The following is a 15929-nucleotide window of genomic DNA, read 5'->3' as shown; positions in this document are numbered from 1 at the left end:
CCCCACTCCGCGCCGAAACTTGCCTCGGCTGCCTAGGTTGCGGGCATGGATGAGCAGGCTCCTGACTCCCGTCCCGACGTCCGACCCGACCCTCGGCTCGAGTCGTGGCCCGCACAGGTCGTGAGCGCCGTGCTCACCGGCGTTGCCACGACCTACATGCCGGTGCAGCGCTGGTCGCGTCCGACCCGCTGGGCGCTGCACGGTGGGATGGGAGCGCTCGCCGCCGGCACCGTCGGCCTCTTCCTGCACACACCCGGCAAGCTCGTCGAGCGGGAGGAGCGGGATGCGCCTCCGTTCACGCTGGGTCCTGCGGCGAAGGCCGGGATCGCCGTCGGGTTGGGCGCCGCGGTCGCCGGGATGAGCCGTGGCGGTCAGTCGGCCGACGCGTGGGCCGAGGGCGCCCTCACCAGGCGGGGCGTACGCCGTCCACGCCTGTGGATGGGCGTCGCCGCGGCAGGTGCCTCGCTGGCCACGAGCGCCATCGACAGGCGGCAGGCGGCGAGGAGGACGGCGTCGTCGACTTCCTGACAGGTCGCCCTTGACGGCCGGCCGTCACTCGGGCGAGCGTTCCCCCATGGGACCTCGCCACCTCGTCGCGACCGTGCTGGTTGCGCCGGACGTCGTCCAGGACCTGGAGCTGAGGGTCATGACCGACGACATGTGGCTGTGGCCCGTGCGCACGGCACCCGTCGTCGTCGACGGGCCGCGGATGGAGTTCCAGCTCCGCAAGCGGCTGATCGAGCAGCGGCAAGGTGCGTGGGACGACGCCTTCGACTGGACGCCCGCCTGGATCGGCTTCGGCGCCGCCTGGCACGAGTTCGGTCCGGAGGGCAACGCGCGTCCCTCGGGTCCCCTCCCCTGGGCCGCGCACCAGCGGTTGTGGAGCGCGCTGGCCGAGTTCGACTCGTCCGTCCGCTACCGCCGGCGCCTCAACGGCATCCCCACCGAACCGACGGCCGAGTGGCCGGGACTCAACCTGCGCTGAGGCTCGCCGAGGACCGCTGGGGCCTCGGGTCAATCAGACCTCACCCGGCTCCGTCGGCGGCGGGGGTGTGCCCGGCGTCGGGGGCTGCGTCGGGGGCTGCGTCGGCTCGGGGGCCGGCGGGGGCGGTGCGACCGGGGGTGCGACCGGGGGCGCGGTTGGCGGCGGGGCCACGGGCGGCTCGCCGGTGATCGGGTCCTCGAGGGGCAGTGTGGCCCCGGAGACCTGGTCGGTGGGATCGGCCGGGTCGTCCTGACCGGACTGCCGCGGACCGGACCCGGCGAGCGCGTCCTCCGGTGCCGCCTCGTCGGCCCGCTCGACACCGCGCCCGCCGAGGATCTCGACGAGCCTGGACTCGCGCAGCCGGAGGAACTTCCGGGGCTGGGTGCGGGTGCGGTCGAGGACCGCGACCTCGAGGTCGCCGGCCGGGATCACCCGGTCCTCGGACTCGCTGTGGCCCAGGGCCGCGACCGCGATGCGGAGCGTCTCCTCCAGCGAGCCGCCGCCGACGTAGTGGTCGGCGAGGTGGCCTGCGACCGTGTCGGCCGCCCCACCCATCACGGCGTAGCCGTGCTCGTCGGCCACCTGGCCGTCGTAGGTGAGTCGGTAGAGCTGGTCGTCCTCGGGCGCGTCACCGACCTCGGCGACGAAGATCTCGACCTCGTAGGGCTTCTCGCCGCCGGAGGAGAAGATCGTGCCGAGGGTCTGGGCATAGGCGTTGGCGAGGCCGCGGCCGGTGACGTCGCGCCGGTCGTAGGCGTAGCCGCGCATGTCGGCAAGGCGTACGCCGGCGATGCGGAGGTTCTCGAACTCGTTGTAGCGACCGACCGCCGCGAAGGCGATCCGGTCGTAGATCTCGCTGACCTTGTGCAGCGCCTGGGAGGGGTTCTCGGAGACGAACAGGACCCCGTCGGCGAACTGCACGGCGATGACGGAACGACCGCGGGCGATGCCCTTGCGGGCGAAGTCGGCCCGGTCCTTCATCAGCTGCTCGGGCGAGACGTAGAACGGCATGCTCATGCTCGGCCTCCGGCCTCACATGAGCATGCCAGGGCATGGCTGTTCTTGATGGCGACCTCGCTGCGCTCGGTCGCGTGCTCGCTTCGCTCGCTCTTCACTGAAGCTCCTTGGTCACTCAGGTCAGGGCCGCGGCCGGGCCGTCGGGGCGCTGCATCCGGGCGGCGATGATCCGGTCGGCGATGGCCGAGACCTCTTCGTCGGGCAGCCGCCGGCCACCGTCGGGCGTGATCACGTGGACCACCGGGAAGATCCGGCGGGTCAGGTCGGGGCCGCCGGTGGCCGAGTCGTCGTCGGCGGCGTCGTAGAGCGCCTGGACCAGGGCCGTGACCGCGCCCTCGGCGTCGAGGTCGTCGCGGTAGAGCTTCTTGAGCGAACCGCGGGCGAACAGCGAGCCGGACCCGACGGAGTGGAAGGCCGTCTCCTCGTAGCGTCCGCCGGTCACGTCGTAGCTGAAGATGCGGCCCTGGTCGGCGACGAGGTCGTAGCCGGCGAAGAGCGGCACGACGGCGAGGCCCTGCATCGCCAGGCCGAGGTTGGCGCGGATGAGGGCGGCGAGCCGGTTGGCCTTGCCGTCCATCGACAGCGTCGTGCCCTCGATCTTCTCGTAGTGCTCGAGCTCGGTCTGGAACAGCCGGACCATCTCGACGGCGAGACCCGCGGCGCCGGCGATGCCGACCACGGAGAACTCGTCGGCCGGGAAGACCTTCTCGATGTCGCGCTGGGCGATGATGTTGCCCATCGTCGCGCGCCGGTCGCCGGCCATGACGACGCCCCCGGCGAAGGTGGCCGCGACGATCGTGGTGCCGTGCGGGGCCAGGTTGCCGGCGTCACCGGTGGGGACCGCGCGCCGCGACGGCAGGAGGTCGGGCGCCTGGGCGCCCAGGAAGTCGGCGAAGCTCGACGTCCCGGGGGTCATGTAGGACGCAGGCAGTCGGGAGTCGCTCATGCGGCTCACTGACCGCCCTTCTGGATGAACGACTTCACGAAGTCCTCGGCGTTGGTCTCGAGGACCTCGTCGATCTCGTCGAGGATCGCGTCGACGTCCTCGTCGATCATCTCCTTGCGCTCGGCGACGTCGGACTCGACGACCTCCTCGGTCGCCGTGTCCTCCTGCGAGGACTTGCGCGGCTGCTTCTGCTCCTGGGCCATGCCTCGACCCTATCCACTCCCGCCGACGCCACAAGGACGTTCACCGTCGGCGGACGGGCGCGTCGTGCTCCGCGGACGCCGTCAGGCCCTCAGCGGGTGATCGCCGCAACGAGGGCCTGGGCGGAGTCGCTCCGGTCGATCAGCTCGCCGACGTGGGCGCGGGTGCCGCGGAGGGGGTCGATGGTGGGGACCCGCTGGAGCGACTCGCGGCCCGGGAGGTCGAAGATCACCGAGTCCCACGACGCGGCGGCCACCGAGTCGGCGTACTTGTCGAGGCAGCGGCCGCGGAAGTAGGCGCGGGTGTCGACCGGCGGGTCGTGCATGGCCGCCTCGATCGTCGCGTCGTCGAGCAACCGCTCGATGCGACCGGCGGCGGCGAGCCGGTGGTAGAGCCCCTTGTCGGGTCGTACGTCGGCGTACTGCAGGTCGATGAGGTGCAGCTTGGCGTCGTCCCAGTCGAGGTCGTCGCGGTCGCGGTACTGGGTGAGCAGCTTGAGCTTGGCGACCCAGTCGAGCTCCCCGGCGCACTCCATCGGGTCGCGCTCGAGCCGGGTCAGCACCGACTCCCAGCGGGCGAGGACGTCCACGGTCTGCTCGTCGGCATCGGCGCCGTAGCGGTCCTCGACGTACTTGCGGGCGAGGTCGAGGTACTCCAGCTGCAGCTGTACGGCAGTGAGCCGGCGCCCGTCTCGCAGGGTGACGAGCTGCCGCAGCGTCGGGTCGTGAGAGACGTCGCGCAGCGCCTTGACGGCCCCCTCGACGCTCAGGTCGCGGTCGATGAAGCCGTCCTCGATCATCGCGAGCACGAGCGACGTGGTGCCGGTCTTGAGGTAGATCGAGACCTCGGCGAGGTTGGCGTCGCCGAGGATGACGTGGAGTCGGCGGTAGACCGCGGGGTCGGCGTGCGGCTCGTCGCGGGTGTTGATGATCGGCCGCTTGAGGGTGGTCTCGAGCCCCACCTCGACCTCGAAGTAGTCCGCGCGCTGGCTGATCTGGAAGCCGCGCTCGGGCGTCGTGTCGCGCCCGTCCTGCCCGATGCCGACGCGGCCCGCGCCGGTGACGACCTGGCGGGAGACGAAGAACGGCKTCAGGTGGCGGACGATCTCGGCGAACGACGTCGAGCGCCGCATCAGGTAGTTCTCGTGGGCGCCGTAGGACGCGCCCTTGTTGTCGGTGTTGTTCTTGTAGAGCACGATCGGGGTGCTGCCCGGCACCTGCGCCGCCATCCGCGACGCGTCGAGCATCACCTGCTCCCCCGCCTTCTCCCACCGGACCACGTCGAGCGGCGTTGTCACCTCCGGTGAGGAGTACTCCGGGTGCGCGTGGTCGACGTAGAGCCGCGCACCGTTGGTGAGGATGACGTTGGCCAGGCCGAGGTCCTCGTCGGTGAGCTGGCTCGGGTCGGCCACCTGCCGGGCCATGTCGAAGCCGCGCGCGTCACGCAGCGGCGACTCCTCCTCGAAGTCCCAGCGCGCCCGCCGCGCCTTTACCGTCGAGCTGGCGTAGGCGTTGACGATCTGGGAGGACGCGACCATCGGGTTGGCCGACGGCTGTCCCTGCACCGAGATGCCGTACTCGACCTCCGTGCCCATCACGCGCCGTACGCTCATCCGGGGCCCCCGCCGTGTTGTTCGATGGAGGAGCGCAGCGGGGGAAGCGAAGAACACTGCGGGGTGGAGGTCATGCGATGAGCCTACGGGTGTGGGACGAGCGCGTGCTGCCGCGCCTGACCGACCGGAGCCTGCGGGGCCCCGAGCTGGACGAGCTGCGCAGGGCCGTCTGCGCCGGGCTCACCGGACGGGTGCTCGAGATCGGCTTCGGCAGTGGGCTCAACGTCCCCTGGTATCCCGGCGGGCTGACGTCGGTGGCCGCGATCGAGCCGTCGGACCTGGCCTGGGAGCTCTCCGAGGGCCGGCGGTCCGCCAGCGACGTCCCGGTCGTCCGGGCCGGGCTCGACGGCCAGCGGCTCGACCTGCCGGACGACTCGCACGACAGCGCGCTGGTGACCTTCAGCCTGTGCACGGTGCCTGACCCCCTGCTGGCGCTGCGGGAGGCACGGCGGGTGGTGCGCGCCGGCGGGCGGCTGCACGCGCTCGAGCACGGTCTCGCTCCCGAGGAGTCCGTACGCCGGTGGCAGCGTCGGATGGAGCCCGTGCAACGAACCGTCTTTGCCGGCTGCCACCTGACCCGCGACGTGCCGGACCTGCTCGCGTCCGCTGGGTGGCGGGTTGAGGACCGGGAGCAGGACTACCTGCCCGGACCGGCCCTCTCCCGGCCGTGGACGTACGTCTACCGGCTCGTGGCCGGCTGAGACGACGTGGGGCGGATGGTCAGCGTCCGCGGCGGAGGAACCCGACGAGGAACAGCACGATGACGACGATGACGACGATGATCAGAATGGTTCGCATCCCGTCAACCTAGTGCGCGCACGCACCGCGACCACACCCTCCCAGGGGTGTCCGGGCCGACGTGTTGCTCAGTCGCCGCGGGACTGCCACGCATGCGCGGCGTTGACGGCGACGATCCCGGCAAGCGTGACCAGCAGCGCCAGGAACTGGTCGTTCACGCCGAGCACGATGCTGATCGGGATGAACGCCACCAGCGAGATGATGCCGAGGGCCAGCTGGCGGCCACCGGCACCGGCCACGGCGGCCGTACGACGTTGCTGCAGCTCGCCCCGCTCGGCCGCTCGGCGCTCCACCGCACGCTCGATGCGCTCGGCGAAGCCGTCCACGAGCTCGGCGTCGTAGCGGGCACCGAGCTCGCGCCGAGCCTCGAGGGCGGCCTCGATGTCGCCGTGGCCGAGGTCGTCCCCGTGGCTCATCCGCAGCTCAGAGGTACTGGCCGGTGTTGGCGACCGTGTCGATCGAGCGACCGGGCTCGGTGCCCTGCTTGCCGGTGATGAGCGTGCGGATGAAGACGATCCGCTCGCCCTTCTTGCCCGAGATCCGCGCCCAGTCGTCGGGGTTGGTGGTGTTGGGCAGGTCCTCGTTCTCCTTGAACTCGTCCACGCACGCCTGGAGCATGTGCTGGACCCGGAGGCCTCGCTGGGCGGGGTTGAGGTCGCTGTCGAGGAAGTCCTTGATCGCCATCTTCTTGGCCCGGTCGACGATGTTCTGGATCATCGCGCCGGAGTTGAAGTCCTTGAAGTAGAGGACCTCCTTGTCGCCGTTGGCGTAGGTGACCTCGAGGAAGCGGTTCTCCTCCGACTCGGTGTACATCCGCTCCACCGTCGCGCGGATCATCGCGTTGACGGTGGCCATGCGGTCCTGGCCGAACTCGGTGAGGTCCTCGGCGTGCAGCGGCAGGCTCGGGGTGAGGTACTTCGAGAAGATGTCGCGCGCCGACTCGGCGTCGGGGCGCTCGATCTTGATCTTCACGTCGAGGCGACCCGGGCGCAGGATGGCGGGGTCGATCATGTCCTCGCGGTTGGAGGCACCGATCACGAGGACGTTCTCGAGAGCCTCCACGCCGTCGATCTCGCTGAGCAGCTGGGGCACGATCGTGTTCTCCACGTCGGAGGACACGCCCGAACCGCGGGTGCGGAAGAGCGAGTCCATCTCGTCGAAGAACACGATGACCGGGGTACCGAGCGAGGCCTTCTCGCGCGCCCGCTGGAAGACCAGGCGGATGTGGCGCTCGGTCTCGCCGACGTACTTGTTGAGCAGCTCGGGACCCTTGATGTTGAGGAAGTAGGACTTCCCCGACGCCCCGGTGCGCTCGGAGACCTTCTTGGCCAGCGAGTTGGCGACCGCCTTGGCGATCAGCGTCTTCCCGCAACCGGGCGGGCCGTAGAGCAGCACGCCCTTCGGCGGCTTGAGCTCGTGTTCCTTGAACAGCTCGGGGTGGAGGTAGGGCAGCTCGACGGCGTCGCGGATCGCGTCGATCTGGGTGGTGAGCCCGCCGATCTGCGTGTAGTCGATGTCGGGCACCTCCTCGAGGACGAGCTCCTCGACCTCCGACTTCGGGACGACCTCGTAGACGTAGCCGGCACGGGTGTCGAGCAGCAGCGAGTCACCGGCCCGGATGGTGACGTCCTCGGCGCACAGCGGCTCGGCAAGCCGGACCACGCGCTCCTCGTCGGCGTTGGCGATCACGAGGGCGCGCTCGCCGTCGGCGAGGATCTCCTTCAGCATCACGACCTCGCCCACCTGCTCGAAGTCGAGGGCGGCGACGACGTTGAGGGCCTCGTTGAGCATGACCTCCTGGCCGCGCACGAGGCCGTCGAGCTCGACGGCGGGGCTCACGCTGACGCGCAGCTTGCGCCCGCCGGTGAAGACGTCGACGGAGTCGTCGTCGTTGCGCCCGAGGAACGTGCCGAAGCCCGCCGGCGGCTGCGCCAGCCGGTCGACCTCCTCCTTGAGCGTGGTGATCTGGTCGCGCGCGTCGCGCAGCGTCTGGGCGAGCCGCTCGTTCTGGCTCGAGACAGCCGCCAGGGACCGCTGCGCGTCGGCCAGCCGGGTCTCCAGGCCGCGCGACTGACCGGGCAGGTCCTCCAGACGACGGCGCAGGTCGGTGACCTCGTCCTCCAGGTAGCGCACCTGAGTGGCAAGTTGCTCGCGGGTCGGCTCAGTCATCTCGCACCTCCTGCTCAGTGACACTACCTATGGATCCACGGGACGGAAGTGAATATCTCGCCGTGTTGATCACCGTTTCGCAACGCAGGCGTGAGGCGTGCGTCAACCGCCGTTGAGACGCCGGATCGTGTCCAGCTCCGCCTGCGTCATCTCCCCCGACGCCTCGAGCACCTGTTGCAGCACGGCCGACTTCCCGGCGAGGTAGGTGTCGATGTCCATCTCCGGGTCGGCCGCCAGCGCCTGTTTCACGGCGGCGTACGCCTCCCGCAGGTCGTCGTGGGACCGGAGCACGTCGCGGACGGCCAGGTGGTTGCGCACGTTCAGGGTGCCGGCGGTGCAGACGTAGACGTTGCGCCGCGGCTCGTCAGGCGCGTGGAAGGCCTCCCTGCCGGCGACGCCGAGGTCGCCGCGATGCACGTAACCGACCGACTCGAGCGCCGCGATCGCGCCGGGCACGTCCTGAGCCTCGACGACGACGTCGATGTCGAGGATCGGCTTCGCCGCCAGCCCCGGGACCGACGTGGACCCGACGTGCTCGACCTTGGCCGGTGAGATGGCGGCCAGGGCCTCGCGCAGGACCGCGGCGACGTCGGCGTACTGCTCGGCCCACCGCGGCGACCAGTCGACGACCTCGATGCCGCTCACTCGTCGTCGGCGACGTGCCCGGGCTCGACCAGCGGGATGTCCGCGGGCCGGGGGCCGGTGTAGTCCGGACCGTAGGCGCCGGGTGCGGGACGCCGGGTCTTGCGGGGCGGCTGCTCCCCCGGCGCCATCCGGCGCGCGGTGACGAGGAACGCGGTGTGCCCGATCATCTTGTGCCCCGGGCGCACGGCGAGGCCCTCCACGTGCCAGTCGCGCACCAGGGACTCCCACGGCTGCGGCTCGGTGAACCCGCCGTGGACGCGCAGGGTCTCGACGACGCGGGAGAGCTGGGTGGTGGTGGCGACGTAGGCGCAGACGATGCCGCCGGGCACGAGCGCGTCGGCGACCGCGTCGACGCAGTTCCACGGGTCGAGCATGTCGAGGATGACGCGGTCGACCTGGCCGCCGAGCGCCGGCAGGCCTTCCTTGAGGTCGCCGAGCCGGAGGTCCCAGGCCGGGTGGGTCTGGCCCTCGGGGGCGGAGAAGAACTGGTGGACGTTGCGCCGGGCGACGTCCGCGAACTCCTCGCGGAGCTCGAACGACGTGACGCGGCCCCACGGTCCGACGGCGCGGAGCAGCGAGCAGGTGAGGGCACCCGACCCGGCACCGGCCTCCACGACGCGTGCGCCGGGGTAGATGTCGGCGAGCGCCACGATCTGGGCGGCGTCCTTCGGGTACACCACGGCCGCGCCGCGCGGCATGGAGACCACGAACTCGTTGAGCAGCGGGCGGAAGACGAGGTACTGCCCGCCCGCCGAGGAGACGAGCGTGAAGCCCTCCTCGCGGCCGATCATGTCGTCGTGGTCGAGGTGGCCCTTGTTGGAGAAGAACCGCTTGCCCGCGACGAGCTCGAAGTTGTGCTTGCGACCCTTGTTGTCGACCAGGCGGACCCACTCGCCCTCACGCAGGGGGCCGCGGTGGACGCCGGACCAGGCCTCGGCGGGGACGTCGGGAGAAGGCTCGGACATGGCGCGAACCCTAGTGTTCCAAGGGCCGATTTCCCTCAGCGGCGACCGTTGTCGCGAAACGCGCGGTCGACGTCGGCGGTCGACAGCACCCCGTAGATCCGGCCGTCGGCCTCGACGAGGAGGTACTCCTCCGCGGGTCGTCGACTGATGGCGAGGATGAGGTCCTCCCCCGCGACGGTGGCGGGCAGCGTGAGCCCCTCCTCCATCGTGCGGGCGACCGCCGAGACCGCCACCCAGGGACGCCGCTCGGCCGGCATCGCGGTGACCGCCGCCTCGCTGACGATGCCGACGGGCGTGCCGTCGGGTGTGACGGTGACGATGCTGCCCGCCTCGGCCTCCTGCGCCCGGCGCACGGCCTCGGCGAGGGGCAGGTCCTCGGGGACGGTGAGCGTACGACGAGCGAGCGGGCGCGCGACGAGGGCAGGGAGGCGCTGCCGGAGCCGGGCGTGGGCCATCGCAGCCGTCGCGCCGGTCCAGAGGAACAGGCCGAGGATGAACACGAGGACGAGGTCGAGGATGCTCGGCGGCTCACCGATGACCTGCTCCTGCACCAGCGGCCAGGCCAGCAGCGCCAGGGCCGTGATGCGACCGCCCCACCCGGCGACGATGGTGCCGCGGTGCTGGTTGCCGGAGGCACCCCAGACCAGCGCCTTGAGCACGCGCCCGCCGTCGAGCGGCAGGCCGGGCACGAGGTTGAGCACGCCGATCAGCAGGTTGGCGCCGGCGAGCAGGATGATCGCCTCGCGGACGAGCCCGTCGGACATGACGTAGGCCACGGCACCGGACACGGCGCCGACCGCGATCGAGGTGAGCGGACCGACGACGGCGATCCAGAACTCGTGGCGAGGGCGCCGCGACTGCCCGTCGACCTCCGTCATGCCGCCGAGGAAGTGCAGCGTGATCGAGTTGACGCCGTAGCCCAGGCGCTTGGCGACGACCGCGTGGGACGCCTCGTGGAGCAGGACGGAGAGGTAGAGCACGACCGCGAACACGAAGCCGGCGACGTACTTCCAGAACCCCAGACCGGGTTGGGCAGCCTCGATGCGCGGCCCGAACGCCAGCGAGATCAGAAGGGCGACGACGAACCAGGAGGATGTGATGAGGACGTCGATGCCGACGATCGAACCGATGCGCAGCGTGCCGCGCGGGCGCGGCGGGCGCCGTTGGTCGCCGTCGGCGGACGCTGGATCGGTGGGTTCGGACACGCCTCGACCCTAACGAACCCCGCCCACAGCGGAGGCCTGCCCGCACGAGTCGTCCGCCGCCGTGCTTCTGCTGTCGGTGGCCGCGCCTAGGCTGAGCCGCGTCATGTCGATCCCCCTCCCGGCTCCTGCCACCACGACAGCGCCTGAGTCCCCCGCCGAGCGGATCTCGACGCCCGTCGACGGGGTCGACGTGCTCGGGGCGATCTCGCCCAGCCGGGCGGGCGACTTCATGGCCTGCCCCCTGATGTACCGCTTCCGCACCATCGATCGGCTGCCCGAGCCGCCGTCCCCCGACGCCGTCCGCGGCACCGTCGTGCACAAGGTCCTCGAGGACCTCTTCGACGCACCGGCGGCGGAGCGCACGCCCGAACGCGCCGGCGACATGCTCGTGCCCACCTGGGAGCTGCTGCTCGAGGCAGATCCCGGACTGGCCGAGATGTTCGGCGGTGAAGGCCCCGACCTCGCCGCGTGGCTCACCTCCTGCCGCACCGTGCTCGACCGCTACTTCGACCTCGAGGACCCGCGCCGCCTCGAGCCGGCCGAGCGCGAGCTCTACGTCGAGGCGCTGCTCGACTCCAAGCTGCTGCTGCGCGGGTTCGTGGACCGGGTCGACGTGGCGCCGGACGGCCGGATCAGGGTGGTCGACTATAAGTCTGGCAAGGCCCCCAGCGAGGGCTACGAAGCCAAGGCGTTGTTCCAGATGAAGTTCTACGCGCTCGTCCTCTGGCGGCTGCGCGGCGTCGTGCCGTCGGTGCTGCAGCTGGTCTACCTCGGCAACGGCGAGATCCTGCGCTACGAGCCCGACGAGGACGATCTCCGCGCCACCGAGCGCAAGGTCGAGGCGGTGTGGCGCGCCATCCGGCTCGCCCAGGAGACCGGCGACTGGCGCCCGAGCCCGTCCCGCCTCTGCGACTGGTGCTCGTTCCACGAGTTCTGCCCGACCAAGGGCGGCACGATCCCGCCGCTGCCCGAGGCCGCTAGGGCCCCGGCGTCGGACGCGTCGACCGACGAGTCCGCGGACTGAGCTCGGCGGCTACCCCTAGGCGGGCAGCGAGGGCGGCAGCAGCCGGCCCAGCGACGCCGCGTCGAGGCCGTCGAGGGTGTCGACGAAGACGCGCCCCTCCCCCTCGAGGATCGGCACGTGGTGAGGCACGCACAGCACGGTGCACCCGGCAGCGACGGCCGACTTGGCGCCGGTGTTGGAATCCTCGATCGCCAGGCACTGCCCCGGGTGGACGCCCAGCTCGGCGGCCGCGGTGAGGTAGGGCTCGGGGTGCGGCTTGCCGAATTCGACGCGGTCCCCGGTCACGACCGTCGCGAAGGCGTCGTCGGGGAGCCGGGCGAGGATCGGGTCGACGAACCGCTGCCACGACATGGTGACGAGGGCGCAGGGCACGCCCTGCCGGTGCAGGTCGGTGAGGAGCTCGCGCGCCCCGGGTCGCCACGGCACCTCCACCTCGACCCGCGCGACGACGCCGTCGAGCAGCTCGTCGACGATCTGCTGCGGCGTGCGGTCGATCCCCATGTGCACGCGGATGTAGTCGCCGGACTCGAGCAGCGCGTTGCCGACGAGGTTCATCGCGTGCTCCTCCGACCAGGAGCCGCCGTACTTCTCCGCCATCGCGTACTCGGTGGCGATCCAGTAGGGCTCGGTGTCGACGAGCGTGCCGTCCATGTCCCAGAGCACCGCGGCCGGTAGGGGCGTGGGAGCGCCAGCGACCTCGCCGACCCGGCTGCGGTGTGATGTCACGCGCCCGACCCTATCCAGCGCCGGCGGTGCCACCCGACGGCGCCCAGCACTCGACACCGGGTGGTCAATCCCCGCCCGGCACGGGTAGACAGGAGGCCACTCGGGAGCCTCTCGGGGACGACGACTTCTCTGGAGAGCCCATGGTCGCCCTGCACACCACGATCGCGATCGTGCTGGTCATCGCACTCATCATCAAGGTCCGCATCGACCCGGTGATCTCGCTGATCCTCGGATCCCTGTACCTCGGACTGGCCAGCGGTGTCGGCTTCGCCGGCACCATCGAGGCGATCACCACGGGCTTCGGCGGGATCATGGCGGAGGTCGGCCTGCTGATCGGCTTCGGTGTGCTGATCGGCTCGCTGCTGCACTCCACGGGCGCGTTCCGTCGCCTGGTCGCGCTCCTGGTGCAGCGGGTCGGCTCGGCGCGGCTGCCGTACGCCCTGACGTCGATGCTGGCGGTGGTGATGCCGTCGATCTACGTGGACGTGCAGGTCGTCCTCGCCGCACCCGTCGCCCGGTCGGCGTCCCCGTTCATCGGCAAGGTCGGGCTCCCCGTCCTCGCCTCCGCGCTGGGCTGCGGCATCTTCGCCGGTTACGTCTTCGTCATCCCCGGCCTCGCCGCGATCTCGATCGCCGGCCTGCTCGACATCCGACTCGGTGACTGGCTCATCTACGGCGTCGTGATCGGTCTGATCACAGCCCTCGTCTCCACGTTGCTGATGCGCCTGCTGTTCTCGGCCGGCGGCTTCTGGAACCCGGAGACGGACGAGGAGGTCGACGAGGCGATGGCCGAGCAGGAGGCGGCCGATCGTGCCTACCTGACGGGCGAGGCGGACTCCTCGCAGGAGGCGGTGGCCAGCAGCGAGGCGGAGGCGACCGCCGCGCGGGAGCAGGAGGGCGTACGCCAGCTCCCGCTCGTGGTCCTGATGCTGCCGATCCTGGTGCCGCTGCTGCTCATCGCCTTCGGTGCGTTCGCCGAGCTCGGCGGCTGGTCCAACGCCTTCATCGCCTTCCTCGGCGACGCCAACATCGCGCTCTTCATCGGTCTCCTCGGGGCCTACTTCCTCTCGCGCGCCTCGTCGGGCCGCGAGCACACCAACGAGGCGATGGAGGACGGGTTCCACACGACCGGCGAGATCCTGCTCATCACCGGTGTGGGCGGCTCGCTCGGCGCGGTCATCGAGGCGACCGGGCTCGACAGCGTGCTGGGCGACCTGTTCCAGGCCGACGAGGGCGCTCCCGTCGTGCTGAGCATCCTGCTGGCGTGGTTCATCGCCGCGGTCCTGCACCTGGCGATCGGCTCCGTGTCGGTGGCAGCGATCACCGCGGCCGGCATCATCGCCCCGATCCTCGACTCGCTGGCCATCTCCCCCATCGCCGTCGGCCTCGCCATCGCGTCGGGCGCGATGTTCGCCCTGCAGGTCAACAGCAACTTCTTCTGGATGTTCAAGTCGCTGCTGGGCCTGTCGACCAAGGGCACGCTCAAGACCCTGACGCTCGTGACCTCGGTCGCCTCGGTGGTCTCGCTGCCGCTCGTGATGCTGGCGGCCGTCGTCCTGTGACCCGGACGCCCGTCAGGCGTTCGCGGCCACGGGCACCCGGATGAGGAACGTCGTCGGGCTGTCGCGGACCGGCGGCTGGTAGACGACCTCGCCGCCGTGGCCCCTCGCGATCTCTCGCACGAGGTACAGGCCCAGGCCGGTCCCGCTGGTGGCTCCGGCCGCGGCGAAGCGGTCGAACAGGCGGGAGACCAGCTCGTCAGGAACGCCAAGGCCCGCGTCCGTGACCCGGAGCTCGACGTGGTCGCCACGCACCTGCGCGCCCATCGCGTAGGGCGGGGCGCCGTGGCGGATGGCGTTGTCCAGCAGGTTGTCGATCGCCTGGGCGAGGCGCACCTCGTCGGCCTGGAGGACGGTGCCGTCAGGCACGTCGACCCCGACGTGGGCGGTGGGACTGGCGGCCTCCCGGCGGGCTGCGGCGCCCCGGACCAGGTCCGGGAGCGACACGCTCTGCCTCCGGAACTCCATCCCAGAGCCCTGCAGCTGGGAGGCAGCGGTGAGGTCGGCGGCGAGCCGGCGCAGTCGCTCCGCACTGCTCCGGATGCCGCGGAAGAGCTGGTCGCGCTCGCCGGGCGACATCTGGCCCTCCGACACCTGGAGGGCATGGGCGCTGCCGTCGATGACGGCCGTGGGGTTCCGCAGCTCGTGGGCCGTGACGGCGAGCAGGCGCGCCTGCTCGGCCATGGCCTCCACCCGGTCGTCGGCGTTCTGTCGTTGCTCGGTCTGGTCGCGGGTGACCTTCGCGAACCCGATGTGCAGGCCCCGGTCGTCGTGGACCGGGCTGATGACGACGCTGGCCCAGAACCGGGTGCCGTCCTGGCGCACGCGCCAGCCCTCCTCGGCGAACGACCCGTCGCGCAGCGCTGCCTCGAGGTTGTGCTGCGGGTGCCCCGTCAGCTGCTGCTCCTCGGGGTAGAAGACCCGGAAGTCGCTCCCGATGATCTCGTGGGCGCGGTAGCCCTTGATCCGGCGCGCGCCTGCGTTCCAGCTCATCACCCGTCCTCGGGTGTCGAGCATGAACACGGCGTACTCCTCGACCGCGGCAACCAGGAACCGGAACTTCTCCTCGGTGCGGTGCAGCTCGTCCTCGACGGTGCGCTGGGCGCTGATGTCCTGCACCTGCGCGAACACGTAGAGCATCTGGCCGACCGAGTCCCGGATCGGGACGAGCGTCACGAGGGCGGTGCGGACGTCCGTCGCTCCCGGCGGTCCGGGGATGCGGTGCTCGAACGTGGCGACGTTCTCCTGCGAGGTCCGCAGTGTCTCGAGGCGGTGGTCCAGGACGTCGCCCAGCCCACCGGTCAGGCGGCCGTAGTCGACCCCGACCAGCTCCCTCGGCTCGCACGACATGAGGTCGGCGAGCGCGTCGTTGGCCCGCACGATCGTGGCGTGCACGGTCATGGTCGCCATGCCGATCGCGGCCCGGTCGAAGAGCGCGCGGAAGCCCTCGAGGTGCTCGTCCAGGATCTCCTGCTCGAGCCGGGTGGCGTCCGCATCCACCCCGAGCAGCTCGGCAGGAGCGTCGGTGGGCGACGGCGACGGCGGCGGTGGACGCGTGACGGGCTCCGGGCTCGTGACCTGCAGGCTCTGCAGGAGGCGCTCGGGGAGCTGTTCCAGCGGGATGGACTTCTCGATGAAGTCGATCGCGCCCAGCTCCCGGACCTCCGCGGCGAGGTGGGTGCCACCGAAGCCGCTGAACATCACCACGGCGGTCTCGGGCCGCACCGCGAGGATCGACGGCAGGGTCTCGAGACCGTCCATCCTGGGCATGGAGACGTCGAGGAGCACGAGCGTCGGCTCGTCCCGGATCACGAGCGCGATGGCCTGCTCGCCGTCCGCGGCCTCGCCCTTGACGTCGAACAGCCCCGAGGACTCGAGCCGCATGCGCACCAGGGTCCGCACGTCGACGGAGTCGTCGACGAGCACCACCGAGACCTTGCCGGCCTCACTCACTCGGTGTTCCTCCATCTGCTACCCCGTCCACTGTCGAGCGACCCGCCGCCGTGCGTGGCAGGTCGCCCCTGGGTCCCGTTCCCGAGATCGCCCTCCCACATGCATGGCCGAGGGCGGGATGACG

The 15929-nt window shown here is 71.1% G+C and carries 16 protein-coding genes; 5 read left to right on the top strand and 11 right to left on the bottom strand.

The window, feature by feature from the left end; genetic code table 11:
- Window positions 1–45 precede the first annotated feature (45 nt).
- Entirely contained in the window at window positions 46–528 is a 483-nt protein-coding gene (locus tag ACXJKB_RS16100) for a hypothetical protein (RefSeq protein ID WP_457190084.1), read from the top strand.
- A 46-nt stretch (window positions 529–574) separates the two neighbouring features.
- Window positions 575–985, top strand: a complete 411-nt coding sequence (locus ACXJKB_RS16095; protein WP_457190082.1) for a hypothetical protein — start codon at window positions 575–577, stop codon at window positions 983–985.
- Between the two features lie 33 nt (window positions 986–1018).
- Here ACXJKB_RS16095 and prcA read toward each other — a convergent pair whose 3' ends face one another.
- The 4 genes from prcA to dop form a co-directional block, all read right to left on the bottom strand.
- On the bottom strand, window positions 1019–2002 hold the full coding sequence (gene prcA / locus ACXJKB_RS16090) for a proteasome subunit alpha (protein WP_457190080.1): 984 nt from the start codon (window positions 2000–2002) through the stop codon (window positions 1019–1021).
- Window positions 2003–2117: 115 nt separating this feature from the next.
- Window positions 2118–2948, bottom strand: coding sequence for a proteasome subunit beta (gene prcB / locus ACXJKB_RS16085; RefSeq protein ID WP_457190078.1), 831 nt, complete (start codon window positions 2946–2948; stop codon window positions 2118–2120).
- A 5-nt stretch (window positions 2949–2953) separates the two neighbouring features.
- The gene (locus tag ACXJKB_RS16080) at window positions 2954–3151 is read right to left on the bottom strand and encodes a ubiquitin-like protein Pup (protein ID WP_457190076.1); all 198 of its coding nucleotides are present in this window, start codon (window positions 3149–3151) and stop codon (window positions 2954–2956) included.
- Window positions 3152–3240: 89 nt separating this feature from the next.
- Window positions 3241–4761 carry a depupylase/deamidase Dop gene (gene dop, locus ACXJKB_RS16075; protein WP_457190074.1) on the bottom strand — a complete coding sequence of 507 codons (1521 nt, stop codon included), beginning with the start codon at window positions 4759–4761 and terminating at the stop codon, window positions 3241–3243.
- 77 nt (window positions 4762–4838) lie between these two features.
- On the opposite strand from dop, the gene ACXJKB_RS16070 reads away from it, so the two are divergent.
- Window positions 4839–5462 carry a class I SAM-dependent methyltransferase gene (locus ACXJKB_RS16070; RefSeq protein ID WP_457190072.1) on the top strand — a complete coding sequence of 208 codons (624 nt, stop codon included), beginning with the start codon at window positions 4839–4841 and terminating at the stop codon, window positions 5460–5462.
- Window positions 5463–5627: 165 nt separating this feature from the next.
- Here the strand turns inward: ACXJKB_RS16070 and ACXJKB_RS16065 are convergent, their stop codons facing one another.
- The 5 genes from ACXJKB_RS16065 to ACXJKB_RS16045 all read right to left on the bottom strand — a co-directional run bounded on the left by ACXJKB_RS16065 (window position 5628) and on the right by ACXJKB_RS16045 (window position 10543).
- Window positions 5628–5975, bottom strand: coding sequence for a hypothetical protein (locus ACXJKB_RS16065; RefSeq protein ID WP_457190070.1), 348 nt, complete (start codon window positions 5973–5975; stop codon window positions 5628–5630).
- A 7-nt stretch (window positions 5976–5982) separates the two neighbouring features.
- Window positions 5983–7728, bottom strand: coding sequence for a proteasome ATPase (gene arc, locus ACXJKB_RS16060; protein WP_457190068.1), 1746 nt, complete (start codon window positions 7726–7728; stop codon window positions 5983–5985).
- A 102-nt stretch (window positions 7729–7830) separates the two neighbouring features.
- Complete coding sequence (locus tag ACXJKB_RS16055) at window positions 7831–8373, bottom strand: GrpB family protein (RefSeq protein WP_457190066.1); 543 nt, start codon at window positions 8371–8373, stop codon at window positions 7831–7833.
- A complete protein-coding gene (locus ACXJKB_RS16050; protein ID WP_457190064.1) occupies window positions 8370–9338 on the bottom strand; it encodes a tRNA (adenine-N1)-methyltransferase in 969 nt (322 codons plus the stop codon). Before ACXJKB_RS16050 ends, ACXJKB_RS16055 begins: the two co-directional genes overlap by 4 nt.
- 35 nt (window positions 9339–9373) lie before the next feature.
- The gene (locus tag ACXJKB_RS16045; protein ID WP_457190062.1) at window positions 9374–10543 is read right to left on the bottom strand and encodes a site-2 protease family protein; all 1170 of its coding nucleotides are present in this window, start codon (window positions 10541–10543) and stop codon (window positions 9374–9376) included.
- 103 nt (window positions 10544–10646) lie between these two features.
- Here ACXJKB_RS16045 and ACXJKB_RS16040 point away from each other — a divergent pair, with 103 nt between their 5' ends.
- Window positions 10647–11567 (top strand): RecB family exonuclease, encoded by a 921-nt coding sequence (locus ACXJKB_RS16040; protein WP_457190060.1) that lies wholly within the window; start codon window positions 10647–10649, stop codon window positions 11565–11567.
- Between the two features lie 15 nt (window positions 11568–11582).
- Here ACXJKB_RS16040 and ACXJKB_RS16035 read toward each other — a convergent pair whose 3' ends face one another.
- Entirely contained in the window at window positions 11583–12293 is a 711-nt protein-coding gene (locus ACXJKB_RS16035) for an HAD family hydrolase (protein WP_457190058.1), read from the bottom strand.
- A 140-nt stretch (window positions 12294–12433) separates the two neighbouring features.
- Here ACXJKB_RS16035 and ACXJKB_RS16030 point away from each other — a divergent pair, with 140 nt between their 5' ends.
- Window positions 12434–13855: a GntP family permease gene (locus ACXJKB_RS16030; protein WP_457190056.1), complete on the top strand. Its 1422-nt coding sequence runs from the start codon at window positions 12434–12436 to the stop codon at window positions 13853–13855.
- Window positions 13856–13867: 12 nt separating this feature from the next.
- Here the strand turns inward: ACXJKB_RS16030 and ACXJKB_RS16025 are convergent, their stop codons facing one another.
- On the bottom strand, window positions 13868–15805 hold the full coding sequence (locus ACXJKB_RS16025) for a PAS domain S-box protein (RefSeq protein ID WP_457190054.1): 1938 nt from the start codon (window positions 15803–15805) through the stop codon (window positions 13868–13870).
- Window positions 15806–15929 lie beyond the last annotated feature (124 nt).

The sequence above is a fragment of the Nocardioides sp. P5_E3 genome (genome assembly GCF_054049275.1).
This window is presented reverse-complemented; position numbering and strand designations above follow the sequence as displayed.